Source organism: Methanobrevibacter sp. V14 (assembly GCF_963082475.1).
GTDB lineage: Archaea > Methanobacteriota > Methanobacteria > Methanobacteriales > Methanobacteriaceae > Methanocatella.
The window spans coordinates 266,676-290,000 of record NZ_CAUJAM010000008.1; the positions used below are offsets into that span (position 1 = coordinate 266,676).

The 23,325-nt window shown below is 34.6% G+C and carries 27 protein-coding genes; 4 read left to right on the forward strand and 23 right to left on the reverse strand.

Annotated elements, in window-relative coordinates; translation table 11 throughout:
• Positions 1–9 precede the first annotated feature (9 nt).
• The 21 genes from Q9968_RS07205 to mcrB all read right to left on the reverse strand — a co-directional run bounded on the left by Q9968_RS07205 (position 10) and on the right by mcrB (position 17,737).
• A complete protein-coding gene (locus Q9968_RS07205; protein WP_305514909.1) occupies positions 10–1,437 on the reverse strand; it encodes a Ni/Fe hydrogenase subunit alpha in 1,428 nt (475 codons plus the stop codon).
• Between the two features lies 1 nt (position 1,438).
• On the reverse strand, positions 1,439–2,365 hold the full coding sequence (locus Q9968_RS07210) for a F420-nonreducing hydrogenase (RefSeq protein WP_305514911.1): 927 nt from the start codon (positions 2,363–2,365) through the stop codon (positions 1,439–1,441).
• A 15-nt stretch (positions 2,366–2,380) separates the two neighbouring features.
• The gene (locus tag Q9968_RS07215) at positions 2,381–2,806 is read right to left on the reverse strand and encodes a hydrogenase iron-sulfur subunit (protein WP_305514913.1); all 426 of its coding nucleotides are present in this window, start codon (positions 2,804–2,806) and stop codon (positions 2,381–2,383) included.
• 309 nt (positions 2,807–3,115) lie between these two features.
• Positions 3,116–4,375 (reverse strand): SufD family Fe-S cluster assembly protein, encoded by a 1,260-nt coding sequence (locus tag Q9968_RS07220; protein WP_305514915.1) that lies wholly within the window; start codon positions 4,373–4,375, stop codon positions 3,116–3,118.
• Positions 4,335–5,090: a Fe-S cluster assembly ATPase SufC gene (gene sufC, locus Q9968_RS07225; RefSeq protein WP_305514916.1), complete on the reverse strand. Its 756-nt coding sequence runs from the start codon at positions 5,088–5,090 to the stop codon at positions 4,335–4,337. Before sufC ends, Q9968_RS07220 begins: the two co-directional genes overlap by 41 nt.
• A 118-nt stretch (positions 5,091–5,208) precedes the next feature.
• Positions 5,209–5,475, reverse strand: coding sequence for a PRC-barrel domain-containing protein (locus Q9968_RS07230; protein ID WP_305514918.1), 267 nt, complete (start codon positions 5,473–5,475; stop codon positions 5,209–5,211).
• A 55-nt stretch (positions 5,476–5,530) separates the two neighbouring features.
• The gene (locus Q9968_RS07235; protein WP_305514920.1) at positions 5,531–6,139 is read right to left on the reverse strand and encodes an NTP transferase domain-containing protein; all 609 of its coding nucleotides are present in this window, start codon (positions 6,137–6,139) and stop codon (positions 5,531–5,533) included.
• A 15-nt stretch (positions 6,140–6,154) separates the two neighbouring features.
• Complete coding sequence (locus Q9968_RS07240) at positions 6,155–7,624, reverse strand: methanogenesis marker 14 protein (RefSeq protein WP_305514922.1); 1,470 nt, start codon at positions 7,622–7,624, stop codon at positions 6,155–6,157.
• Between the two features lie 145 nt (positions 7,625–7,769).
• Positions 7,770–8,702 (reverse strand): tetrahydromethanopterin S-methyltransferase subunit H, encoded by a 933-nt coding sequence (gene mtrH / locus Q9968_RS07245; RefSeq protein ID WP_305514924.1) that lies wholly within the window; start codon positions 8,700–8,702, stop codon positions 7,770–7,772.
• A gap of 12 nt (positions 8,703–8,714) precedes the next feature.
• The gene (gene mtrG / locus Q9968_RS07250; RefSeq protein WP_305514926.1) at positions 8,715–8,954 is read right to left on the reverse strand and encodes a tetrahydromethanopterin S-methyltransferase subunit MtrG; all 240 of its coding nucleotides are present in this window, start codon (positions 8,952–8,954) and stop codon (positions 8,715–8,717) included.
• 11 nt (positions 8,955–8,965) lie between these two features.
• Complete coding sequence (locus tag Q9968_RS07255) at positions 8,966–9,172, reverse strand: tetrahydromethanopterin S-methyltransferase subunit F (protein WP_305514928.1); 207 nt, start codon at positions 9,170–9,172, stop codon at positions 8,966–8,968.
• Between the two features lie 13 nt (positions 9,173–9,185).
• Positions 9,186–9,899, reverse strand: coding sequence for a tetrahydromethanopterin S-methyltransferase subunit A (mtrA, locus tag Q9968_RS07260; protein ID WP_305514930.1), 714 nt, complete (start codon positions 9,897–9,899; stop codon positions 9,186–9,188).
• Positions 9,900–10,229, reverse strand: coding sequence for a tetrahydromethanopterin S-methyltransferase subunit MtrB (mtrB, locus tag Q9968_RS07265; protein ID WP_305514932.1), 330 nt, complete (start codon positions 10,227–10,229; stop codon positions 9,900–9,902).
• A 17-nt stretch (positions 10,230–10,246) separates the two neighbouring features.
• Positions 10,247–11,062 (reverse strand): tetrahydromethanopterin S-methyltransferase subunit MtrC, encoded by an 816-nt coding sequence (gene mtrC, locus Q9968_RS07270; RefSeq protein ID WP_305514934.1) that lies wholly within the window; start codon positions 11,060–11,062, stop codon positions 10,247–10,249.
• Positions 11,063–11,764, reverse strand: a complete 702-nt coding sequence (mtrD, locus tag Q9968_RS07275; protein WP_305514936.1) for a tetrahydromethanopterin S-methyltransferase subunit D — start codon at positions 11,762–11,764, stop codon at positions 11,063–11,065.
• A 13-nt stretch (positions 11,765–11,777) separates the two neighbouring features.
• On the reverse strand, positions 11,778–12,656 hold the full coding sequence (gene mtrE / locus Q9968_RS07280) for a tetrahydromethanopterin S-methyltransferase subunit E (RefSeq protein ID WP_305514938.1): 879 nt from the start codon (positions 12,654–12,656) through the stop codon (positions 11,778–11,780).
• Positions 12,657–12,892: 236 nt separating this feature from the next.
• Positions 12,893–14,548 carry a coenzyme-B sulfoethylthiotransferase subunit alpha gene (gene mcrA / locus Q9968_RS07285; RefSeq protein WP_305514939.1) on the reverse strand — a complete coding sequence of 552 codons (1,656 nt, stop codon included), beginning with the start codon at positions 14,546–14,548 and terminating at the stop codon, positions 12,893–12,895.
• A 5-nt stretch (positions 14,549–14,553) separates the two neighbouring features.
• Positions 14,554–15,312 (reverse strand): coenzyme-B sulfoethylthiotransferase subunit gamma, encoded by a 759-nt coding sequence (mcrG, locus tag Q9968_RS07290; protein WP_305514941.1) that lies wholly within the window; start codon positions 15,310–15,312, stop codon positions 14,554–14,556.
• Positions 15,313–15,314: 2 nt separating this feature from the next.
• Entirely contained in the window at positions 15,315–15,914 is a 600-nt protein-coding gene (gene mcrC, locus Q9968_RS07295) for a methyl-coenzyme M reductase I operon protein C (protein ID WP_305514943.1), read from the reverse strand.
• A 1-nt stretch (position 15,915) separates the two neighbouring features.
• On the reverse strand, positions 15,916–16,371 hold the full coding sequence (mcrD, locus tag Q9968_RS07300) for a methyl-coenzyme M reductase operon protein D (protein WP_305514945.1): 456 nt from the start codon (positions 16,369–16,371) through the stop codon (positions 15,916–15,918).
• Positions 16,372–16,405: 34 nt separating this feature from the next.
• On the reverse strand, positions 16,406–17,737 hold the full coding sequence (mcrB, locus tag Q9968_RS07305) for a coenzyme-B sulfoethylthiotransferase subunit beta (protein WP_305514947.1): 1,332 nt from the start codon (positions 17,735–17,737) through the stop codon (positions 16,406–16,408).
• Between the two features lie 483 nt (positions 17,738–18,220).
• Here mcrB and mmp10 point away from each other — a divergent pair, with 483 nt between their 5' ends.
• Positions 18,221–19,471: a methyl coenzyme M reductase-arginine methyltransferase Mmp10 gene (gene mmp10, locus Q9968_RS07310; protein ID WP_305514949.1), complete on the forward strand. Its 1,251-nt coding sequence runs from the start codon at positions 18,221–18,223 to the stop codon at positions 19,469–19,471.
• Positions 19,472–19,482: 11 nt separating this feature from the next.
• On the opposite strand, the gene Q9968_RS07315 is transcribed toward mmp10, so the two are convergent.
• Complete coding sequence (locus tag Q9968_RS07315; protein ID WP_305514951.1) at positions 19,483–20,406, reverse strand: methanogenesis marker 7 protein; 924 nt, start codon at positions 20,404–20,406, stop codon at positions 19,483–19,485.
• A gap of 69 nt (positions 20,407–20,475) precedes the next feature.
• Positions 20,476–21,000 (reverse strand): hypothetical protein, encoded by a 525-nt coding sequence (locus Q9968_RS07320; RefSeq protein WP_305514954.1) that lies wholly within the window; start codon positions 20,998–21,000, stop codon positions 20,476–20,478.
• 17 nt (positions 21,001–21,017) lie between these two features.
• Here Q9968_RS07320 and comB point away from each other — a divergent pair, with 17 nt between their 5' ends.
• From comB to Q9968_RS07335, 3 genes are all read left to right on the forward strand, one after another.
• Positions 21,018–21,698, forward strand: a complete 681-nt coding sequence (gene comB, locus Q9968_RS07325) for a 2-phosphosulfolactate phosphatase (protein WP_305514956.1) — start codon at positions 21,018–21,020, stop codon at positions 21,696–21,698.
• A gap of 148 nt (positions 21,699–21,846) precedes the next feature.
• Positions 21,847–23,025, forward strand: coding sequence for a TraB/GumN family protein (locus Q9968_RS07330; protein WP_305514957.1), 1,179 nt, complete (start codon positions 21,847–21,849; stop codon positions 23,023–23,025).
• 66 nt (positions 23,026–23,091) lie between these two features.
• Positions 23,092–23,304, forward strand: a complete 213-nt coding sequence (locus Q9968_RS07335; protein WP_305514959.1) for a DUF1922 domain-containing protein — start codon at positions 23,092–23,094, stop codon at positions 23,302–23,304.
• Positions 23,305–23,325 lie beyond the last annotated feature (21 nt).

Genomic DNA, 23,325 nt, shown 5'->3' on the forward strand with positions numbered 1-23,325 from the left:
CCCTTAAACTTAGAATTTTTTAATGAGGTTTCCTTCACTGTCTACAATATCTACTTCAGCTAATCTCATTTGACTATCCATTGAGTGGGTAGCACATGATAAACATGGGTCGTAAGCTCTGATAACCATTTCCATTAAGTTAAAGATACTATCATCAACTTCCATACCAGGTTTGATATAGTCTTTAGCAACTTGATGAATACCCATTTCCATAGCAGGGTTGTTTTGGATTGTAGCTACTACAATATTAGCATAAGAGGTTAAACCATTATCATCAGATTCGTAATGATGGATCAAAGTACCACGAGGTGCTTCTACAATACCTACACCTTTACCTTCAGTTCTTTCTAATTCATCTGGGAATTTTTGACCAGATAAGTCTTCTTCTAATGCAGCAGCAGCACATTCAGCAGATGCTAAAATTTCGATAATCCTAGCATAGTTGAATAATAATGGTGCTTGAGCATATCCAAAGTCTTTATGGAATTGTTTGAAAGCTTCTTGTGCAAGAGGTGCTTCTTTAGGCATTTGATCACAAACATTAATTCTGGATAAAGGTGCTACTCTGTAAATACCTTCTGGGTATCCCAATTCTTTAAGGTATGGGAACTTTAACCATGAGTAAGGTTTTACATGTTCAGCAACATGGTCAACATATTCTTCATTTTTGTATTCGAACATGTCACTGCCATCTTTATCTCTGAATCTAACGTTACCATTATATACGTCCCAAGTTCCATCAGGTTTTACGAGACCACAGTGTCTAGTGTCGCCAAAGTAACCTAATGAAGAAACTAAGTCAATTTTTTCTTCGAAAATTGGAATAGCTAAATCTAAAGTAGCTTGTGCTAATTCCACGTTTTGTTTTGCTCTTTCGAGTAATTCTTTTTGAGTATCAGCATCTAATTCGGTAGAAATACCACCAGGAGTGGAAGATGTAGGGTGAATAGGACGGCCTCCTATTTTTCTAACTATTTCTAAACCGTTTCTTCTGATATTAATTGCTTGAAGTGCAACTTCTGGCATGTCTTTAATTACTTGGAAAACATTTCTAGTTTTTCTAGTTCCGTCAGGAATAATTAAATCTGGTGCAGCTAAGAAGTAGAAATGAAGTGCGTGAGAGTGCATGTATGAACCCCAGTTCATAATTTCTCTCATTCTGTATGCAGCAGGTAAGATTTCATTATCATCGAAGCCGAAAATTTGGTCAACTGCTTTTGCAGCTGCTAAATGATGTTGTACATCACAGATACCACAGATTCTTGGTACGATTCTTGCTAATTCTTCAACAGGACGACCTTGTAAAAATTTTTCGAATCCTCTGAATTCCATAACATGTAATCTTGTTTCCTCAACATTTCCTGCATCGTCAAGATGCACAGTAATTTTTGCGTGTCCTTCAATACGAGTGACAGGCTCCATAGTAAGTTTAACCATTTTATTCTCCTCCTTTCTGCATTTTCATTGGTACTAAAGCAGCAGGCAATGTGTAAGTATAGAAAGTACCTACAATATCATCTAACTGATCAGCAACTGTTTCTGGATCAACAGTTTTATCTTCTTGTACACCATAGTCAGATGCAATCGCACTAATCATTTTAGCTCCTTGATCTAATACTTTAGCAGTAGGACCGTAACATCCTCTACATTGGATACCGATAGCAGGGCATTCTGCACCACATAAGGATACGGTAGCAGGACCCATACATACTAAACCTTGAGTAATTAAACATAAATCAGGTTCAGGAGCTCCTAATTCAAATTGTCTTTTAATGAAGTCCATAGCTAAACCAGCAGGTGGTTTTTCTCTAGGACATACTTCACAAAGGTTAGTTGAAGGTAATTCGATGGTTTCTCCTCTTAATAATGTTAAAATAGCTTCTGCTACAACATCAGAACGAGGTGGGCAACCTGGAATCATTAAATCAATATCCATAGATTCACTGATAGGTCTTACTCTGCTTTCGAGATGAGGTACATCTTCATTAGGAATAATGCCTTCAGGGTTTACAGTGGATACGGAATTAATGTATGCTTCTTCTTCTAATTCTTCTACAGTCCATAAGTTTCCAAGACCTGGAATACCGCCGTAACAAGAACAAGTTCCGTAAGCAATTACCATTTTAGCTTTTTCATTTAACATTTCAGCTAATTCTCTGTTTTCATCGTTTCTTACTCCACCTTCTACGATAATAATATCCAACTCTGGCACTTCATCATATTTAGTATCCATGAGTACAGGGGAAAATTCGAAATCCGCAAATTCCATAATATCAATTAAGGATTCATGGAAATCCGCAATGGATAAGTGGCAACCGGAACATCCGCCAAACCACATAGTTCCTATTTTTACTTTATCTGCCATATTCATTCCTCCAATTTATCTTTCAGCATCTAATTGTTGTTTTAATGGAGCTGGACCTAATTCCTTGATTCTGTTAACCATCATTTTAACAGCTTCAGAGAATTTTTCACCTTCAGATGCGGAAATCCAATCATGGTGAACTCTTTCTTTTCCAATTCCCATATCTTCAACTAATTTATAGATTAATCTCATCCTACGATCTAATTTGTAGTTACCTGCATCATAGTGGCAGTCACCCATGTGACACCCAGCTACAAATACACCGTCAGCACCTTCTTTAAATGCTTTTAAAACAAATTGTGGGTCAATTCTTCCAGAACACATTACACGAATAACTCTAATATTCGGTGGGTATTGCATACGTGCAGTACCTGCTGTGTCTGCTCCTCCATAGGAACACCAGTTGCAACAAAACATTACAATTTTTACATCATCAGCCATAGAGTTTCTCCTCCTCTACAAATATTTATTTCCGATTTTATGAAAACTTATGTCTTTCAAAAATCTAATTTTAAAGTTTTTTAAAATATTTTAAAATTCTTTTAAGAAATACCGTTTAGGTACACCTTAAAAACACAATTTTGCGTACGTAATGAGCTAGCTCAGCAATATATTATGTACTGGTTAATATATTATATTAATAATTAATATAAAGGTTACTTAGAAATTAAAGTCAAAAAGTTTATATACTATAAAACAAAATTTTGAAAAAAAAGAAAATTAAGATAAAAAAAGAAAATAAAAGGGAAATTACATTCCCTCAACACTCATATCAATCATTTTTTGAGTTTGCTCAGCTAATTCATCAGGAAGGCCAGTAATATCCATGTTTAAAAATCCTCGAACAATCATTGATTCAGCATCTTCTTCTGTAATACCTCTGGAAGTTAGATAGTTAATTTCATCTTCAGAAATTTTACCAACCGCAGCTTCATGAGACATTTCAAGATTTGCAGAACTGGCTTCAAGCTCAGGAACCGCATAAATGAAACTTTCATCATCTAAAACTAATCCATGGCATTCTAAGTGTCCTCTAACATCAGGAACAAAACCTGCTAGGTGACCTCTTGAATAAATATGAGATTGATCTTGGGACACGGCCCTTGAAATAACTTCAGCACGAGCTCCTTTAGCATTTAAAAGTGCTCTGGAACCTACGTCAATAATAGAATTCTTTTTGCCCCCCTGAATACTTTGGAAAATGGCTCTTGAATTTTCACCATTACAGTATGCAGTAGGATAAGACTGGATAGTTCTAACAGGACTTGTTAGAATATAGTTGTTAATATAAGTTGAATTATCTGCTAAGTTTATACCAGTTCTAGGTCTAACTTCAACATCCTCAGCCCAATCATGAACCATGGTGAAAGTAATTTTAGACCCAGGTTTTAAATAAATTTCAGAAATACCTATATGCAATGCGGAACTTACATCATGACTAGTAGCACAGCCAGTGATTAAATGCAATTCAGAATTTTCTTCAGCAATAATTACATTATGAACAGTTTGCATAACATCCTGGTCACTAATAAACATGCATGCTTGAACAGGCATGACCTCTTTGGTTCCTGGAAGTGATCTAATAAAGTATCCGCTATTAACTCCTTTTTCCTGTTCAACCAAAGCAGTTTTTGCAGTATATTTATCAGCATCAGGTTTTACAACTTGCCAGAGATAATCCTCCAACCAATTATACTTTTCTAAAGCAATTCCAATGTTCATAAGTTCGATTGATTTAGACATGGAATTATTTGTAAATACATTACTTTGATCCACCTGGAAATAAGAACCTGCCCTGTTCTCCTCCTCGGTATCTACACCAACTTTCAATAAATCATTTTTAGTGCTTTTATTAACATCGTCTAATGCATCTATCATATCAATAGCATTAACTGTTTCTTCAGTGAAATTTTCAATATTAATATCCACACCAATAGCTGCTTTTTTATCTTTTGCCCTTGCAGCATCCTCATAAACATTGCGCACACTCAACACATCCTTCAAAACCATTTTGCCTAATATCTTCGAGAATTTCTAGAGGATTACCTGAACAAGCAATAACACCATTCATTAAAACATGGGCTTTATCAGCATTTACAAAGTTTAAAATATAACCTAAATGAGTAATTAAAAGACCGCTTCTTTTTCTTGTACCTTGTGGTTTCTCTTTATCAAGTAAAGTTCTAATTTCTGAAGCTAATAATTCTACATTTTCAATATCCACACCAGAATCAGGTTCATCAAACATTGTGAAATCCGGCATTTGTGCAAGTAATTGTAATATTTCGGAACGCTTTACTTCCCCTCCTGAGAACCCATAATTAACATCCCTACTTAAAAATTCGTCACTGAATTTTAATTGTTCAGCCAATTCTTGCATTCTTGGATTTAAATCCTCTTTTATATCTTGATTAGAAATTATCTTAATTAAATCTCTAACAGACACCCCCCTAATAGAAGGTGGAGATTGGAAACTTACCCCAATACCTAGTTTTACTCTATCTGCAGTATCCAAATCAGTAATATCCTGACCTTTGAATTTAATAGAACCCTGAACAATGTCATACTGTGGAAAACCTAAAATTGTTAAAAATAAAGTACTTTTACCTGCACCATTAGGTCCTAAAAGAACATGGGTTTCCCCTTCCTCAATTGAAAGATTGATGTTCTTTAAAACTTCTTTTCCAGCTACTTCAACAGCCAAATTTTCAATTTCAAGTAACATATAATCACCTTTATGAATAAATATGAATTTGTTTTACACAATAGTAACTATTAATTTACTAAATATAAATAGTTATCACAATTTATAAAATAAAAATAAAAAAAGAAGATAACTGAAATTATTCAGTTACAATAATGAATTCGCCAACTTTTTCAACTTTAGCGAAAGGAACTAATAGCAAGTCACCGTTTCTTTTAGCACCTTTAACATGGATATTACGATCATTTTCAATCCTAATAGCAATATCGACAATTTTACCAGTTTTTTCATTAATGATTAACTCATCCAATACGCCAAGGATACGTGCATTGTTAGTAGCTACTTGGTAGTTCTTAATTTCGCTCCATAATTTTTCTTCTCTTTTAGGAATTTGTTTATTATCCATTAAATCACCTGATTAAAATAATTCTAGTTATATAAACTATTAAACTTCATTATATTTAAATATAATATTCATAATATAATTTTTCTGCAATTTTACTATCTGGAATGGTATTAATGTTTAATGCCAATTCGACTTTTCTAAGAACTAGCTGATTTTCATCCTGGAGAATATTTTCACTTCTCAAGACATTTAATCCAGACGGAACGCAACCATTAAACTCATAAGAATAATCAAGTCCCAAATCCTGAAAAACCTCAACAGGAACAACAACAGATAATGCATCTTTATCGGATTTCAGATAGTAATCTAAAACCTGATCAATGGTTTCAGTTGATATAAAAGGCAAATCAGCATTAATAAAAAGTAGAATATCATTTTTAGATTTATTTTCAAAATAATCTAAGACATAAGACAAATCTTTAAGATAGTCTTCACCAGAAGTAGGCAAAATTTCAAAATCACCATTTAATGATTTCAAATATTGGGTAGTTTCAACGGTGTTTGGACTAACTGCAATAACAACTTTGTCAACTAATCTAGAAGATTCCAAATTATCAAGTACATACTTAATTAAAGGTTTATCATGTAATTTGAAAATAGGTTTTTCCTGCGGAACTTTCAGTCTAGTTCCCATACCTCCAGCCATCAAAATTGCATAAATCATGAAAAACCCAAATGTTTAAGCGAATTTGCCGCCCATCATTTTCATACGGTCTTTAAGAATACATCTTCCACCTTGTTTACCTCCAATAGGCACTTTAGGTGTTCCCATGGAATTCATACAACGAGCCATGATTGCAGATCCAAGAGCAAGGCCATCTTCAACAAAAACAACACTCTCAAATTTATCTTGAACCGCTTCTAAAATAAGTTCAGGTTTACGTCCGGTAATACCTGCTCTTCCAGTAATGCCCAATGCAGAACCTGGAATGATAACATTTTCTTCAAATGCAACATCAAGCACCCTTTTTACAATATTTGTACTTACATAATCAAGAGTTGAAAGTAAAGTTGGAAGGCCATCCTTATCATAGAATTGTGCACCCAATTCCATTAGTTCATCTAATTTGTCCCCATTAAAACCAACATCACAACCAATTAAAGTAGTGCCTGCTTTTTCAGCAGCCACAGGATCTACAGGTACAGTACCAAATCTATCAACATCCATCGGTACTTTAGAAATATTAATTAATTTATGAGCTTCAAGTGCATTAGCTTCAGCTATTTTATGATTAGCTTTTTTCATCGCCTTTTTAGAGTATAAATCTAAAGCAGCTCCATTTTTCTTATCAATTTGGCCAGAGCCCTTTACTAAAGAGTCGCTTACAACACCTGCGAGACCTAAGAAGTTGCCTATGGTATTTGCATAAGGTTCATTATCATTAACAATACGGCCTGCCAAAGTAGAACCGAAATCAAGAGAAACACACGGATTTCTAAAATCAACATCAGTCCATTTTGCACCCAATTTAATTCCGGCCGTAACAAGCTCTCCCTCCATTTCATTTGCAACAGTTTCTTTTCCTTTAGGAGGCACAACACTTACAACAGCCCCATCAAACATTACATTTTCTAAAAGTGAATGCCTTTGCAATCTTTCTGGAAGTTGAGAAATACTCATTGCAGGAGACATTTTACGAGGAGGGATATCTGCTTCAAGACAGCCATCAGCTAAAGCAATAATAAGCTGACCTGCTTCTTCAGCAGTTGCAAAACCAGCAGTTACTCCAGTTGACCTTACAACAAAATCCAAATCCTCATCTTTATCAACTTGACATTTTTTAAGAGATTCTAAAACAGTATCCTTGATCAAATCAGTAACGGCTTCCTTAGAAAGTTCAATGCCCCAAACTGTTTTACCAAAAACTTCCTCTGAAGGTTTAGGTTTCCTGATATCACGAGTCATTTTAACAGTTTTATTTAATAAATAAGATTCACTAGTGTTTAAATTAGTAGCCATCACAATAGATTTAGTAGTAGTGTTACCCAATTCAACGGAAGCAGTTACATAAAATGTGTCTGGTTTTTTAACAGTGCCCGGATTTGCAGGACCTGCCATTTGAGCCTTTAAAGTAGCTAAATTACCCTCTTTTGAATGAGCGATAATAGGCTTAGGCCCCTTCTTAAAAATTTTACTTAAAAATGACATAATTAACCTCTCCAAATATAAAGTTAATTAATAATCTCTTTTTATAGCAATATAAATTTTATTAAAAAGTTTTAAATAGTTGAAAAGTAGTTAAAAAAATTAAAGATTAGATGAAATTAATCATCTAATCAGGACCCCATTTTATTTATAATAAATTGTTAATTGGGTGTTCTTCTACAGGTTCGGTACCGATATCTTTTGCTGCTTCAGCAATCATAATATCCGCCATACCACAGGCAGGGAAAGCAAGTCTTGCATTTTCAATTGGTCCGAAGAGAACAAAGTCTCCACCAGCCATTTGTTGAACAATGTTAGAACCAATATCACAAACAGGCCATGCTTCTTTGTGTTCTTTTTTGTATCCTCTTAACCAGTCCCATGCAGATGGAACGTTGTGAATACCAGACCCTACCGGATAACCCCATTTGGATTTAACCGCGAAAGAAGTTCTTACAGCAGGTCCTGCACCTTGACCTAATGGAGTAACTGCTACATCCATGAACGGTTTAGTAATGCCGCATTCTTCAGCCATTTCAAGGATACCTTGATCAATTACATCACCACCAGTTTCCCAAATTTGGAGTTTGCCTTCAACACCAGGGTTCATTGGGTTGAAACCTAAAAGGATAGATGCATCAATATCAGAGGTTTTAACTGCTTCAATTTCACCAGGTTCTGCAGCCATACTTAAAGAGTTGTAAACAGCCCTTTCAGATAATCCTACTTCTTGAACGTATTCTACACCTGCAATTTTTGCTGCTGCTGCAGTTGAATCTATAAGGAAAGGTTTGTCACAAATATCACCAACAAATTCTAAGTATTTTACCATCGCTTCTGGAGTAGCACCAAAAGTTTGTACAATACAAGGATTTCCAGTTACATCAGACATTTCTTCCATTGTTTTAATTCTTTCTTCCGCAGCATCTTTATCAAAGATACCTTCTTTTTCATCACTAATAATATTGTGTCCGCCGTAGAAGATTGTTCCTGCTAAAACAGTAGGGTATTCACCAGGTTGTCCCCCCATTTTCATACCAGCAATATCAACGACGAGTTGTTCTTTATCAAATCTAAACATAAGTAAACCTCCTTAAATTAAGGTAGATAACATTGAAGCTATACCGAATTTTATAGCTACAATTAAAATAATTAATCCAATTATAATACCATATAAAATACCAACATCTCTACCGTTTTGTTGACCTAAACGTTGATAATATTCCCCAACAGTGAAATCAACTTTTTCTTCAGCATCATCTAATCTTTCGACAATATCTTTAACTTCATCTGTGGAAACCATGACTTGAGGTATTGAATTTTCTTCACTCATAATAACACCCCTTAGAACCCTAATAATTTTGCAATTACAGGAATGATTACAATTAAAAGTATTGCTATGCAAGCACCTAAAGCAAATCCTTTAACTCTAGTTGCAAGTAAACCTGCAAAAAGTTTACCTTCTCTTGCAAGGAGTTTTGAACTGTATTCAGCATCATCAGCTGCAGTTTTCATCCCATTTATATTTGGTTTATTTGAAATTTGTACCATATTCATCTCCTCCTTAAATCAAGAATAAAACTCCAACCACTAAAGTAAAAGCCAATCCAATCATTATGCCCTGAACTTTACCAGCATAGTTTCCTGCCATATTTCTTTGGACAGCACCCACCATGTCGATTTTAGTGTTAATATCTCTAATTCTTGCTTCAATGAGTGCAGTTTCAGCAGAAACAACTCTAATTGCTTCACCTTCTTCTTCTTCAGCATCATCTCCTTCAACGGAAATAACCATAGCTTCTTCTTCAAAAGCACCAGGATCTTTTTCTACACATTCATTGATTTTTGATTGTATTGCTCCAATATCTTCTGTGTCAATTAAATCAACAATTTCTAATTGTTGTTGGAATCTTTCAACACCTTCAAGAGGAACATTTTCTACGAATGGAATTGCACCGGTTGCACCAATAATTTTCTTTTTATCAGGGTCAGCACCATTTGAGTGTAAAGCTTTAAAACTCTGACCAGTAATGTGACCTTGCACTTCAGCACCCGCTAATATTAAAAAACGGATATTAGGGTTTGAGATAATATTCGCAACAACTTTTTCAATTCCTAAGTTTTCTGTTTTACATGGACCTGCAATAGCCGCGCCAGAAAGTTCAGCTTCAATGTGAGAAGCTAAAGTGGTTACTGCAACTGGGCTTTCTGGATCACCAACAATGTAATCCCCACTGATAACCGGCCAACCATCTGCAGGAGCTTTTTTATCAGCCATCTATAAAACCCCCATTCTCATTAATATAGGCAATGCAGCAAAGATAATGAATGTAGCTAATAAGAATCCATATACCATATTTGTTAATAATCCTGCAGTTACATAAGAACCTTCTCTTCCAGGGAAAGATCCGACAGGACTTGTATATGGGTCTAATGAAGCCATTAATTCATCAGCAGCTAATTCAACTTTTGCTATTTGTTCATTTACATCATCCATAGATAGGAGCACAATTCCTGAACCTAAAGATGAACCAATAACCCCATTAACTGGGTCATATGCAAAATTCATTTCAGGTACAATTTGTACCATAGGTAACATTTGAGCCATATTTGATTCCTCCTAATCTAATTCTCCACTTTAGGCCATAAACCAGCCCATTTGGTTGATGCTGCATCATTACATGAAGCTAATACAAATGATCTGAATGAAATAATCCAACCAATCAATCCAACGACAAATACAACGAACCAACCGATTCCACCAGTAGTAACAGACATGAGACCAGTAAGAGTCATTGATAAAAATGCAGTAGAACATGCGCATTTAAGAGTTCTTAATTGATCTTCATTAGGTCCTAAACATGCATTGAATGGGTGTTGAATAGCCATAGTACACATAATAAATAATACAGCAATAAAACCAGTTGCAACAACGTGTTCATAAATTACCATCATTTCATAACTACCGGCAATAGCAACAGAAAATCCCAAAATAGATAAAGCTGAAGCACCTGCAATCTCAATAGTACACTGAACCATAATAGGAATTTTCATACCTACAATTTTAGTTGCAATAAGAGCAATAACAGCTCCAATAATAACTGCAATAACAAAAGCAGCAATAGGTCCCACAAGATTTATTTTTAAGATAGCTGCTAAACTAATACCGGATAAAGCAGCAATTACACCAACAGAAAGGGACATGTATCCGATAGATGGCACACCAGTACCTAAACCGTAACTAGCTACTCTACGAATAGCATCTGATCCCCAAATAATAGCTAATACTGCACCAATACCTGCAATAACCGGTCCGATTACATCTCCTAAGAATCCAGAAATGTAAATACAAAGTAATCCGCCAACGATACCTAAAATTAACAAGTGCATTGAATCTACAGCACCTGCAGCTGCACCGTCAGCACTTCCACCAGCAGACATTTATAAACCTCCAGTTAAAATAATACAAAATATTCCGACAACGACAGATGCGATAGCACATGCAAGAGCTCCAGTTCCAATCCTTTTGAATTTTGGATCGTGCATACCTTCAATAGTACCACCAATATTATAAGAAGCAATTACAGAGTTAATAAAGAACACACCGACACCTAAAATAGCAGCTAAACCAATACTTATAGTCGGATCAGTTACAAAAGAACTTTCATTTACAGCAGTGTTAATTCCGTAGTACACTAATCCACCACCGAAACCACCCAGAAGTCCTCCGATAAGGCCACTAATAAAAGAAGTTAAAGGTACACCGTGACCTTCAGTACCAGGAGTTTTATACTTTTCTTGGTTACGTTTTGTAATCCAGTCTACATTTACTTTAGACGCTGCTGGTACAATACCAATACCAAAGACATAAATTAAGTTAGCAATGAGCATGGTAATACCCATCATAATCATAGCACCAATTGCACCACCAATACCTATTATATAAAATGGTTCACCTGTCATAGTTGCAGCAGTAATTAATCCTGTTAAACCAGCACCAGCAGCTAACATAGCAGTACCAGTACCTACACCAGTAGCTGTTGCCATAGCTGCAGGAGCACCTCCTACAGGAATAAAGTGCACACCTGCACCAATCATAATACCGCCTATTGCGATGAATAAAATTAAACTAATCGGATCCATAATCGAAACCTCCTTAATCTTCCTCATATGGTCCATATTGGTTTCTTGCAAATACTTCTAATCTATCATCAATAACAATTAACAAAATGATGATTATGACACCAACAATAATACCACCATATACTCCAAATACTACTGTATTCCAGAAACTAAAGAATACAACAAGACCGAAACAAAAACCAGTTAATGGTCCTCCGAATTTAGCACAGAAGTTTACTACATCCATTGAGTTTTTAGCACCTAATGGAGCTTTAGTAACAATATCTCCTTGAATAGCTACAGGGGTACCTCCACCAAATTCAAATTTTTGATACTCACTTTCAGCACCATAGTGTACATCCCCAGTTGAAGAACCGATAGCACCTAAAGCAACACCCCAAAGCATTGCTAAGAGTGGTAGTGGGAATACATGTAATGCATTACCATTCAATGGAATGGTCATTAAGTAAGAAATTCCAACAATACAAAAACTAGTTATAAATCCGTGACCTACAATAGGTCCTAAAGATTGAGTTAATACATCCATAAATAAGGGTTGTTCAAATTGTGATTGTCCAACAATTCTTCCCATGTGGGATGTAACAGTATAAATAGCGTGAACAAAAGCAGCGACACAAGCACCCATTGCAATAGCAACTACCGGCATTAAACCTAAAGATATTACTATATATGCAATAGCACCAGCAACACCACACCAAACACCATAAGCGACTGGTTCACCAGAAGCCGCCTTGTTTATCATACGGTGCAAATGTCCCATTTGTGGAGCAAGTTGAACTTGAGAGTTAGGGTTACTTTGAGAACCAATATCAGATTCTAAGTCCTCTGCAGCCCCCCCAATAGTAGCAACTGCACCCATTAATGCAACTACACCTAATGTTACAGGGTCCATAATTTTTTTCCTCCATATTTTATTATTAAATTGATCATTTAATAAACGTGAAATAAACTTGATTTTTGTTCCATACAAAAATCATCTAAACTTGCAATAAATGTCAACTAATTATTGCTTAATACATATTTTTTTAAATTATTAATATAAAAGCTTTGCTAAACTAATTTAGGCATGCTTAAATTTTTATTAAGAGTTAGATAGGTGAAAAATCACCTATCCATGTATTTAACTAGCTATTTTGCTGGAGTAATAGCAGTTCTTTCACCAGCTGGTTCGAATTCTCTTAATGCTCCTTTAGCAAATTCAGAACGAACTTTACTGAAGTCGAATGCTAAGTTTTTGTCAGCAAATGCTATTTTAATTAATGGGTTGAAAGCCCAAGCGTCTCCACGAGCTGCGTGAGGAGCTTGTGATATACCAGCATATTCACCTTGGTGACCTACATTCATTGCGTAGTTAGGATAGTTTGGCCCTCTCATTTCAAGTGGCAATCCTTCATCGTTTCTGATGGAGAATACGTTAGCTGCACCACATTGATCTTGTAAATCGAAACCATAGAATCCTAATCTGGAATGTTGTTCTTTGTGCAAGTACATGGACAAGTACCATGCACTCAAACCAGTTTGAGCATTACCAGTAGCGAATGCAGTGGAACAGCCAGCTGCTGCTGAAATAACTGAAGATCTTTGAGATCCGCCAAAGTGAGTTTCGAGTAATGCCGGATATTCTTCATATTGTTCTAATGCGTAGAATGCTACTTCAGTACCTACATCAAGTACAGTATCCATGTTGTTAGGTGCTGCACATAACTCTCCATATTTATCTTCGACATAATCTTTACCATAATAAGTAAAGTCATCTAATACATTATCAGTATATGCTGCAGTAGCATATTGAGTGAATCCTACACCACCAGACATGTAAGAACCTAACCAAATTTGGTCGTATAAAGCAGCACCTAAAGCTACTACTTCTAAGGAAGTTCTTACTGGGTCGTCAGAGTAAACTCTGGAACCTTGACAAATATCAGCCATGAATCCGAATGGAACTCCACCAAGTTCATTTTCTGCTCTTGCTCTTCTTACAGGTAAGTAAGTACCCATGTGAACAACTTCTGCGTGTTTAGATGCGTAAGCGAAGTCACCAGTAGCTCCTTCACCAGCACATTGGTTGTATGCAGAAATCATTGACATACCGATTTGCATAGCAGACCATCTGGAAGTAGTACCTCCATCACAAACTCTTCCTACGATAGAAGGAATTCTTACAGCTTGCCATACAGCTCCACCTACTTCAGCTTTTAAAGCTTCAGCTTGTTCTTCTGGGAACTCTTTGTTAATATCTAAAACAAATGCGGAATCTATTTCATCAGCTAATTCATCATCACCAGTAAATACTTTTACATAGGAATCTTGAACTACTAATGGATCAGTTTCCACCATGTGTTCTTGAACTACTGCTGCACCAGGCATAGCATGGTTAACAATTTCTAAGTAGTTTGTAATAGTTTCAGGAGTTACTTCAATACCTAATCTTTTTTCAAGAACATTATGAGCAGTGTTTAAACCTACAATTACAGTTCTTCTAATGTCATCCCAAGCTTGTTGGATAGCTGCGTTGTTTATGAAATGTAAATCATCACCTTCAACGAAGGTATCAGTAGTGGATAATTGGTAAGACATTAAAGCTCTTTGACCTAAAGGAGTACCAATGTCTGGATTGTACATTGGAATTCCTCTTTTTTCAGCGATTTCTTTACCTTCATTTACAAATGCAGTTTTTCTTTCAGATTGAGTCCAACCACCCATATTATAGAATTGAGTAGTTTTTTCAGTTGGATCTTCACTGAATTTTTGTTTCATTGCATCTAAGAATTTTTTATCAGCCATGTTAATTACCATCCTGCGTTTGGATCAAATGCACCAAAGGATCTGGAAACGTGAATGTTTTGACAAACTTTAACAGCTTCTACATCCTCTTTGTATGCTTCACCATCTATTCTGTAAATAGTGGTTTTTCCTTTTAATGTTTCTTCATCTAATGGTTCCCCTAAGACAACAGGTTCATCCAATTCAACACCGATTTGGTCTTTAACCATTTCAACATTACCAGTTTCTTTGTTGAATACTTGTCTTCTGAGCATATCAAACATCAAACCGTTTTCATCTAATCTTAAAGAGTGACCGTGTACACCTGCACCTCTAATACCAGTTCTTGCAGTATCAAAGTATTCAGTTTCTAAGAGGTATTTGGAGATTCTTTCAATATCTCTTTCTCTTGCTTCAACTACTTGTCTTCCGGATAATGTACCTGTATCGATTCCTCTAAATCTGGATAAGTAGGATCTTGCTCTTAAGAAAGGTTGAGCTGGAGCAAAGTACATGGAGTCTACGAATTGAATGTACCTAATTCTGTCTCCTGCTTTTGCACCATCGATAGGGGTTACTAATTCTCTTACAATGTCGTCAGGCTCATCCATTTCATCTAATGGTGGGTGAACAGATTTGTATTCTTCACCTGGAGCTCTGTGACCTAATATTTTTACTACGTCTTCATCAGAGATTTCTCTTAATTTTTCTAATTCATGTTCTGGGTTACAGAAATTTCTTCTATTCTGAGCAACCTGAGAAGTACCTGGATAAATTTGTACCATAATTATGCATCTCCTAATGCTAATTTAACTTTTCTAATAATTTCATCTAATTTTTCTTGTGAAATTGTTTCACCTCGGATAACTCCAGTAACAATATCATCAATAATGCCTTCAGTTTTAATTTCACCATCTTTTGGCATGACTTTAGAAGTCTTTACTCCAATTTTAGCAAAATCTTCACAATCGACTGGTGATTCACATATAATAACACAATGTTTATTGACGTTCCTTAGGATTAATCTTGCTTTGTAAGTAATATGATTTGCAACTCCGCCTAAGTGGATAACAAGCAATTTAAAATTGTACATTTGTTCTACTTCCTTATCAGTAAGTCCGAACAAAGTTCCACCAGTTGCAGGAGCATCATGCGGAACACCAGCACCAGCATTTAAAACCATAGTGCTTGTTAAAACATTTGATTCACGCAATCCAAAAGTGATTTCACAAACAGGTTTGGTAATGTGTCTACGTCCAGGGGACATAGCAACTGCACATACATCAGTACCACATTCAGCAAAAGTACCTCTTTGAGCGAGGCTTCCACCTTTACCCATTCCGCTTGCTTCCCTACAATCCACTACGTGAGTACATCTTCCTATCATATTAATCTAAGTCATCCTTTTTTATAATATTCACATGATCTTCAAAAGTTGAATATTGATCTGTCATTCCAACTAATTCATCTGGCAACTCTGCATTACCATACTTGATTCTATCAGAAACTGTTTTTTCTTTTCTAATATAATTAATCCTATCTTGATTAATATCAAATCCATATGGGATGTGTTTTTTACAGATTTCCTCAATTTCATCTATTGTAGATTCCAATGTTAATTCAATAAATATTCTAGCTGTTTTAACTTGTAGAACTACATCCTCACCATTGACTGTGATGACCCTACGTTCCCTATATTTTTCAGGTAAAGTTGCTTCACCTTTTGGAAATCTAGGACCATGAATAACAGTTCTTTTAACATCTTCGAGGGATTCTAAGTCATTTAACAACTTTTCAGTTGTGTCACTTCCTAAAACTCTGTGAGGAAAGATTTCAATATCCATTATAAGACCTTCAAATTAGATTTATTTAAATTAATTAGATGTCACCTTTAATTTCTTCAGCTGCAATTGCAACAGCGTTAATAGGTTCTCTAAATTCATCAATTTGACTGTATACTTCTTTAATTAAACCAGAAGTTGCTTCTGGTGAAAAGAGTTGTGTTCCTGCATCTAAGGACATAGCAGCAGCTACACATGGAATTGTAAATCCTTTACTGTGTCTAGTTACAACGTGGTTACCGTTGAAGAGACCAGGGCCTCCACCACCATAAATAGAGTGACTGAAGAAGGAGAATCCTACAGCTACACCTTCTGCCCTACCATAATCGAGACCAGGTAACCCAGTAGCGAATTCAATGTTATCATTGAAGTATAATAAAGTAGATGGGATACCTTGAGCAGCACGAGCAGCACCTACATTAACCATAGTAGCTGCAACAGCACCAGCAGCAACATAAGCGTTCCATTTAGCTGCATCACCAGTGTTGTAGATATTAAAGTCAGTTAATTCAGTTTGAGGAGCAATAATGCCGTCTGCTTCGGCACGTGAGATGGTTTCATGTACAATACTACCAACAGTACCGTCAACTGCATTATCTTTAACTAAATCCATTACTAAATTGTCTGCGTTTAAACCTTGGTAAGCTAAACCTAATAAATGTAATCTTTCATAAGAACCTAAAGCATCAGCCATTTCAAACATAGCAGTTTGTTCAAAAATGGATGCTAATGCGGTAGCTTGGAAAGTGTTTTTCAAAGTAGCAGCAGCGAAATCATTTGCTTTTACACCTCTTAAAGCATAACCTGCACCTTCAAGTTTTTGTGGAATATCCAACATGGTTGCAATGTTAGATCCTTTGTAGTCTACAGATTGTGGATATCTACCTAATACTGCAGCTTTTACAAAGTTAGCATCATAAATGCTTACATCACAAACATCAATAACAGATTGTACTAAAGCGGAAGCAGTGGATAATGGAGCTACAGAGTATTCAGCAGCAACATCAATTCTTTGAGTTGGTACTTGTACTAATAACCTTTTTCCTCCGGAAATAGGTTCTACAGTAGTGTCATCGTCTTCAGAAATTTGAATAATTTCTTTAATTTTGTCTGCAATTGCTTCTGCGTTTTCTACAATAGTGAGATCTAATTCTCTTCCTAAAATTCTAGATTTGTCTCCACCAACAGATGCTGTTTTAACAGATTTTTCTAGTCCTTCTAAGTTTACTGCAACAGTTCTTTTTACACCTTTAACGATGCTTTGAATTGCAGGGTTTCTTAATGGACTGATAGCTTCGATTGGTATGTCAGATGCAATTTCATTGCCTCTATCATCGAATAAATCGATTTTATCATCAAACTTTGCCATTTTTTCCCTCCTAAATAAATAGAGTTTAACTAATATACCACTCTCAATGGTAATCTTTTTTACCAAATTGAGTTTGAGCCACAAAGCAAGTTTTTGCAATAGCCAGCCATATGGTATACAAATTTTATTTTATCAAAGATATAATATAAAGATTGCTTATAAGATATTTTAGAAAAGTTTATTAAGTATAATAAAACATTTTAGTTTTAAGATAAATTACTATAAAAGTAATAATTTTCACTAATAATTAAAGTTAGTTAAAATCAGTTGAGAGATATATTTAACTGAAAAAGTTAAAATAAATTAAAATAAACTATTTTTTAAAAATAATAAGCATATATAAACATTATTATTTAAAATAAATTAAAAATATCGATTATTACTTTCAAAATTTTTAGTAATAAATATTACTAAAAGTAATACAAAATTTAGGTTAAAAAAATCATTAATTTATAAATAAAATGAAATTACAAATAAACAAATATGCAAATCGTAGCAGATGTTGGGGGCATACCTGGAAGAGATTGTAACGGATTTTGCAAATACTGTTACTTCAGAAAGGTAAAAGAAATGAAAACTTTTGGCTGTGCACATTGTCCCCCCAATAAAATAGGTTGTGAACGTTGCACCAAAGGAGTTGCAGAATCCCAGGGAGCATTTAAAGCACCATTTGAAGTTATGAACGAAGTTCAAACAGCATTAATGATGAATATGGTTAGGGATGGAGATATAAGTGCATATATTAGCGGTGGAGGAGATATAAGTTGTTATCCCTATCTTGAAAGTTTAACCTCTAGTTTAAATCAAATTTCAATCCCCTCTGTTTTGGGATACACATGTGGAAAAGGAATAACTGACTGCGAAGTAGCTACCAGATTAATTAATAATGGTGTAAATGAAGTTTCATTTACTATCTTTTCATCTAACCCACAGCTTAGAAAACAATGGGTTAAAGATCCAAGTCCTCAAGAAGCACTTAAAGCATGCCGAATATTTTGTGAAAACATTGATTTGACTGGAGCATCAGTAATAATTCCTGGCGTTAATGATGGAGATGTTTTAAGAGAAACCTGTAATTCTTTAGAAGAATGGGGTGCAAAAGGAATGCTTTTAATGAGATTTGCAAATACATTCAATGAAGGATTAATATTAGGCAATGAACCTATTATAAAAGGAATTGAATCACAACCTGTTGAAGATTTTGCAGAACTTGTTAAACAAATTAACTCAGAATATAAATTTAGAGTTAGTGGAACACCATTGTGCGACCCTGAAACTGGAGGTCCATTTGCAATTGCAAAAGATGAAAATGAAGTCTTTTTACAATTCATAAAACCCATTACTGGAGATGCAACATTAATAACTTCAAAAATAGCCGAACCGTTTATTACTAAAATATTTGACAAACTTGAATCGGACAATGTCAATATTGTTGCGGTTGAAAAGGAAATTGCATGTTTAATTACAAAAGAAGATTTAGAAAAACTAGATTTAAGCGAAATAAAAAATGCAGTCATATTGCCCGGAAGATCATTTGTACATCAACTTGATGCTGAGAGAATTTTAAGTGCCGATGGCGTGGATAGGATTGTCGGTCGTGGTCCGGATACATTAAGTGCTGATGGAGAATTAAGTATTGATATGACTGACGAAAATGTCATTGAGAGAGAATTAGAATCTTTTAATGATTTAGTAGATGCAATTAACTTCTTTGGAATGAGAAGGATATTTTAAAAAAAGAAAAATTAGTTAGAATTCTCTACAATAGAACTCTCACTGTTGATCTTTACTAAAATATAATCATACATTTTTGATTTTTTAATCTCAGCAAATTCAGATAACTTTTTACCATCAATCACCACATTAGCAATTACATCAGCATAGGTATCATAATCTAATTTTACACGAACACCATCTAATTGTGAAGTTACCGGTGTTGGAGAAATAACATCCTCAATTTCTCTAACTTGATTTTCAATTGCATTTTTAACAACAATAGATGGCACTAATGGCGCATCAAGAGCCATTTCACGTTTTTTTTCATTTAGTATTCTTTCGATAGTCTCCACTAAATTATCAAGTGCACGTACATCTGACCCTCTTCTAAGTCTCCTTGGAATTCTACCAAGACCACCAACATATGCATCAGCACCTGGAAGTTCATTGACATCAATATCCGGCGCTCCAGTTACAATCACCGGAACATCAATATCATCATATAAAAACGATTTTTCTTTAATGCAATTTTCAAAACTGCCTAATGCGAAAACAGCAATATCATGTTCACCAATCAATTCTTTTTCCTCTTCAGTAATGCCTGATGTTCCTTTACCATCACCACGAGCAAGACCAATCATATTATCTTTAGCACCGAATTCCCGTAAATATTCAGAAATATCACATGCTGCATGAGGCAAATGATGTCTAGCTAAAGTTGGTGAAACAATAGCAATCTCGGAACCTGCCATAGGGGCGACAGATAGTTTTGCTAATAATTCATTTGATTTTTCCTCAATTTTATCAACATCACCTAAAGGAACAGCCATGTTTAAGACCAATTCCATTTGTTGAATATTGTCTTGAAGAATAAATCCTCCTAAGTCTTCGATTAATTCTTTTATTTCTTCACTTTTGTGAATTCCACCAGTGAATGTTAATGTTTCATACATCCTAACAACTCTCAAAAAATGCAATTATATGATATAATAGACTTTAATTAATATATTATATTAAATTTTCTAAAATAGCATACCGTGATTCCGCTTTTTTAAATGGATTTTTTGAAATATCATTGTGAGAGGAATTTCAACTAAATTTTCACTTTCAATTACCTTATTTTTTAAATAATCCGGATAGATTACGTAATCATAATCAACTGAAACTATACAAAACCCTACATCTAAAACAATATCTTTTAAAAATTCAGAATAAACTTTAACATTAATATCTCTTTTAAAACTAGAAAATAAATATTTATTGCACAGTTCATAGTTTTTAAAAAACTTAAGTATATCCTCATTGCTTAATTCACAATCTGTTAGTTTAGAAACTTTTTTAATGCTGTCAAAAATTTGTGAAGAGGTATTGATCTTAATCGGCAATGATTCCATATCCACTTTACTCTCAGAAAGTAAAATCGCCAAATCCCCATCTTCTTTAGATGGAAATTTATTGATAACATAATCTGAAATGCCTGCCAATCTTACAATTTCTTCACACATCGGTGTTGTGACAATTCTCATAATACATATTATTAATAACATTCAATATAAATTACTTCATGAAAGTGACATTAAGTTTTGAGGAAAGCATCAGCAGCGATATTTCAATTATGGTTGATGTTTTACGTGCCAGTACAACAATTACCCTTGCTTTAAATAATTTTAAAAGAGTGATTCCGTGTTTCAGCCCAGATGAAGCTTTTAATTTGAAAGATAAACTGGGCGGAGTCTTAGCTGGAGAACGTGACGGAGCTAAAATTGAAGGTTTCGATATTGGAAATACACCTTGGGGAATTAAAGATTTGAAAACACCGCAAGATACTCTTATTTTAACAACAAGCAATGGAACTCGAATACTTGAGAATATGACCTCAAAAGTATTAGTCGGATGTATGATTAATGCAAAAGCAGTTGCTCTGAAAAGTACTGAGCTTGCTTGTGACCATATTGATGTGGTTATGGCAGGAGTTAAAGGAGACTTTGCAATTGAAGATTTTCTTGCATCTGGTGAAATATTATGCTGGATAAGCAAAAATTTAGATGATAGTGAGCTAAGTGAATATGCAAAAGCTGCAATTTTAGCTAGTAGAGATTATGAATCTGTAAAAGAAGCATTTTTTAATTCCAGATCAGGCAAAAGATTAATTGAGTTAAATTATAAATATGATGTTGAACTTTGTTGTTTGAGAAATATAAGTAATAATGTTGCAATATATGATAATAACGAATTAATCTTATAGATGCCAAGTTAAAAATCAATGCGCTAATAGAATTGGAATTATAGCAGTAATATTTATTGAAATATGTCAAAAGATATCTGATTCAATGCAACTAATTAAGTTTATATATATAAACTTCATAATAATATTAAGATAAGATTATAAAGAAGTGTTTTTTTTGAAAAGAGAATGTTTAAAAATAATAGGTACTGCTCATGTATCTGAAGAAAGTGTCAATGAAGTGAAAGATGCTATCTATGAGCACCATCCTGATGTAGTGGCAATTGAACTTGATAAAGGTCGATACACTAGATTAAAACAAGAAATGATGGGTATTGAACATGATGATACAATTCCCGTGACTAAAATCATCAAGGAAAATAAAGTCTCATTATTTTTCACAAGTGCACTTTTAAGTTACTTCCAATCAAAAATAGGGGCAGATGTAGATGTCGCTCCAGGTTCTGAAATGATTGGTGCTATTGAAGCCGGTGAAGATTTAGGAATTCCAATAGCTTTAATTGATAGAGACGTTAACGTTACATTACAGAGAGCTTTAAACAGAATGAGTTTTGTTGAAAAAGCTAAATTCTTATTTAGCTTAATTGCTTCAGTTTTTGGACATGGCGAAGAGGAAGACATTGATATTGAAGAGTTGAAAAATCCGGACAATTTAGATGAATTAATGGAGGTATTCAAAGATGAAGCTCCTAGTGTTCACGAAGTTCTTGTTCATGAAAGAGACGCATATCTTGCAGGTAGCATAATGAGAATACCTCAGGACCATGTTATTGCAGTTGTTGGAGCAGGGCATAAACCTGGAATTGAAAGATATTTAGATAATCCTGAAACATTACCTAATCTAAAAGACCTAGAGGTTATTGAAAACAAAAAAGGAATTCCATGGGGAAAAATACTATTAGCAATGATTCCTTTACTATTTGTTGTGATATTTTTTCTGGCATATTTTAGCGGGATAAATATCACTTGGAATATATATGACTTTATAATTATCAGTATGATTATGGGATTTATAGGATCAATCCTTTCAGGTTCAAAAATTCAATCTGCAATTGTTGGAGGGCTTGTAGCGCCATTAACAATTATCCACCCGTTACTTGCAGCAGGTTGGTTTTCAGGACTATGTGAAGCAAAATTTAGAAAAGTCAGACAAAGGGACGTGAAGAATTTAGCCCGCGTGGAAAGTTTCAGAGATTTATGGGATAACAATATATTTAGAATATTGCTTGTTGTTGTTGGAACTAACTTAGGAGTCAGTATTGCTACATTAGTGATTTTACCATCAAAGGTTTTCATACCACTATTTATGAAAATCTTCGGACTCTAGGTGAAAATATATATAACATATATTTAAAGATATTTATAATTACTATTACTTTTTAAGGAAAAAATCATGTATTTTATATTTCGTTGCGACTGTGGAAGAGCATTATATGCTAAAGAAGGAGTGGCTACACGCAAATGTATTTGTGGAAAAACCCTAAATATTAAATCCAGACGTATTTTTCAAAAAGTAGCTACAAGAGAAGAAGCTTCACTTGCAGTTCAGGAAATGCAAGATAAAATATATGGAAACACTGGTTTTAAACGTGCCAGTGATTTATAAATTAGTTTTAATGGTTTGTTA

Coding starts and splice junctions, on each gene's coding strand:
- Q9968_RS07240 (WP_305514922.1), bottom strand. CDS start 7,624: ATGTCATTTTTAAGTAAAATTTTTAAGAAGGGGCCTAAGCCTATTATC.
- mcrA (WP_305514939.1), bottom strand. CDS start 14,548: ATGGCTGATAAAAAATTCTTAGATGCAATGAAACAAAAATTCAGTGAA.
- Q9968_RS07335 (WP_305514959.1), top strand. CDS start 23,092: ATGTATTTTATATTTCGTTGCGACTGTGGAAGAGCATTATATGCTAAA.
- Q9968_RS07230 (WP_305514918.1), bottom strand. CDS start 5,475: ATGGATAATAAACAAATTCCTAAAAGAGAAGAAAAATTATGGAGCGAA.
- mtrC (WP_305514934.1), bottom strand. CDS start 11,062: ATGTCTGCTGGTGGAAGTGCTGACGGTGCAGCTGCAGGTGCTGTAGAT.
- sufC (WP_305514916.1), bottom strand. CDS start 5,090: ATGTTACTTGAAATTGAAAATTTGGCTGTTGAAGTAGCTGGAAAAGAA.
- Q9968_RS07215 (WP_305514913.1), bottom strand. CDS start 2,806: ATGGCTGATGATGTAAAAATTGTAATGTTTTGTTGCAACTGGTGTTCC.
- Q9968_RS07205 (WP_305514909.1), bottom strand. CDS start 1,437: ATGGTTAAACTTACTATGGAGCCTGTCACTCGTATTGAAGGACACGCA.
- Q9968_RS07315 (WP_305514951.1), bottom strand. CDS start 20,406: ATGTATGAAACATTAACATTCACTGGTGGAATTCACAAAAGTGAAGAA.
- mtrA (WP_305514930.1), bottom strand. CDS start 9,899: ATGGCTGATAAAAAAGCTCCTGCAGATGGTTGGCCGGTTATCAGTGGG.
- mcrD (WP_305514945.1), bottom strand. CDS start 16,371: ATGGATATTGAAATCTTTCCTCACAGAGTTTTAGGAAGTGACACAACT.
- Q9968_RS07255 (WP_305514928.1), bottom strand. CDS start 9,172: ATGGTACAAATTTCAAATAAACCAAATATAAATGGGATGAAAACTGCA.
- mcrG (WP_305514941.1), bottom strand. CDS start 15,312: ATGGTACAAATTTATCCAGGTACTTCTCAGGTTGCTCAGAATAGAAGA.
- Q9968_RS07210 (WP_305514911.1), bottom strand. CDS start 2,365: ATGGCAGATAAAGTAAAAATAGGAACTATGTGGTTTGGCGGATGTTCC.
- mtrG (WP_305514926.1), bottom strand. CDS start 8,954: ATGAGTGAAGAAAATTCAATACCTCAAGTCATGGTTTCCACAGATGAA.
- comB (WP_305514956.1), top strand. CDS start 21,018: ATGAAAGTGACATTAAGTTTTGAGGAAAGCATCAGCAGCGATATTTCA.
- Q9968_RS07320 (WP_305514954.1), bottom strand. CDS start 21,000: ATGTTATTAATAATATGTATTATGAGAATTGTCACAACACCGATGTGT.
- mcrB (WP_305514947.1), bottom strand. CDS start 17,737: ATGGCAAAGTTTGATGATAAAATCGATTTATTCGATGATAGAGGCAAT.
- mtrD (WP_305514936.1), bottom strand. CDS start 11,764: ATGGATCCGATTAGTTTAATTTTATTCATCGCAATAGGCGGTATTATG.
- mtrH (WP_305514924.1), bottom strand. CDS start 8,702: ATGTTTAGATTTGATAAAGAACAACTCGTCGTTGATATTGCTGGTATG.
- mmp10 (WP_305514949.1), top strand. CDS start 18,221: ATGCAAATCGTAGCAGATGTTGGGGGCATACCTGGAAGAGATTGTAAC.
- mtrB (WP_305514932.1), bottom strand. CDS start 10,229: ATGGCTCAAATGTTACCTATGGTACAAATTGTACCTGAAATGAATTTT.
- Q9968_RS07220 (WP_305514915.1), bottom strand. CDS start 4,375: ATGGTTTTGAAGGATGTGTTGAGTGTGCGCAATGTTTATGAGGATGCT.
- Q9968_RS07235 (WP_305514920.1), bottom strand. CDS start 6,139: ATGATTTATGCAATTTTGATGGCTGGAGGTATGGGAACTAGACTGAAA.
- mcrC (WP_305514943.1), bottom strand. CDS start 15,914: ATGATAGGAAGATGTACTCACGTAGTGGATTGTAGGGAAGCAAGCGGA.
- mtrE (WP_305514938.1), bottom strand. CDS start 12,656: ATGGACCCTGTAACATTAGGTGTAGTTGCATTAATGGGTGCAGTTGCT.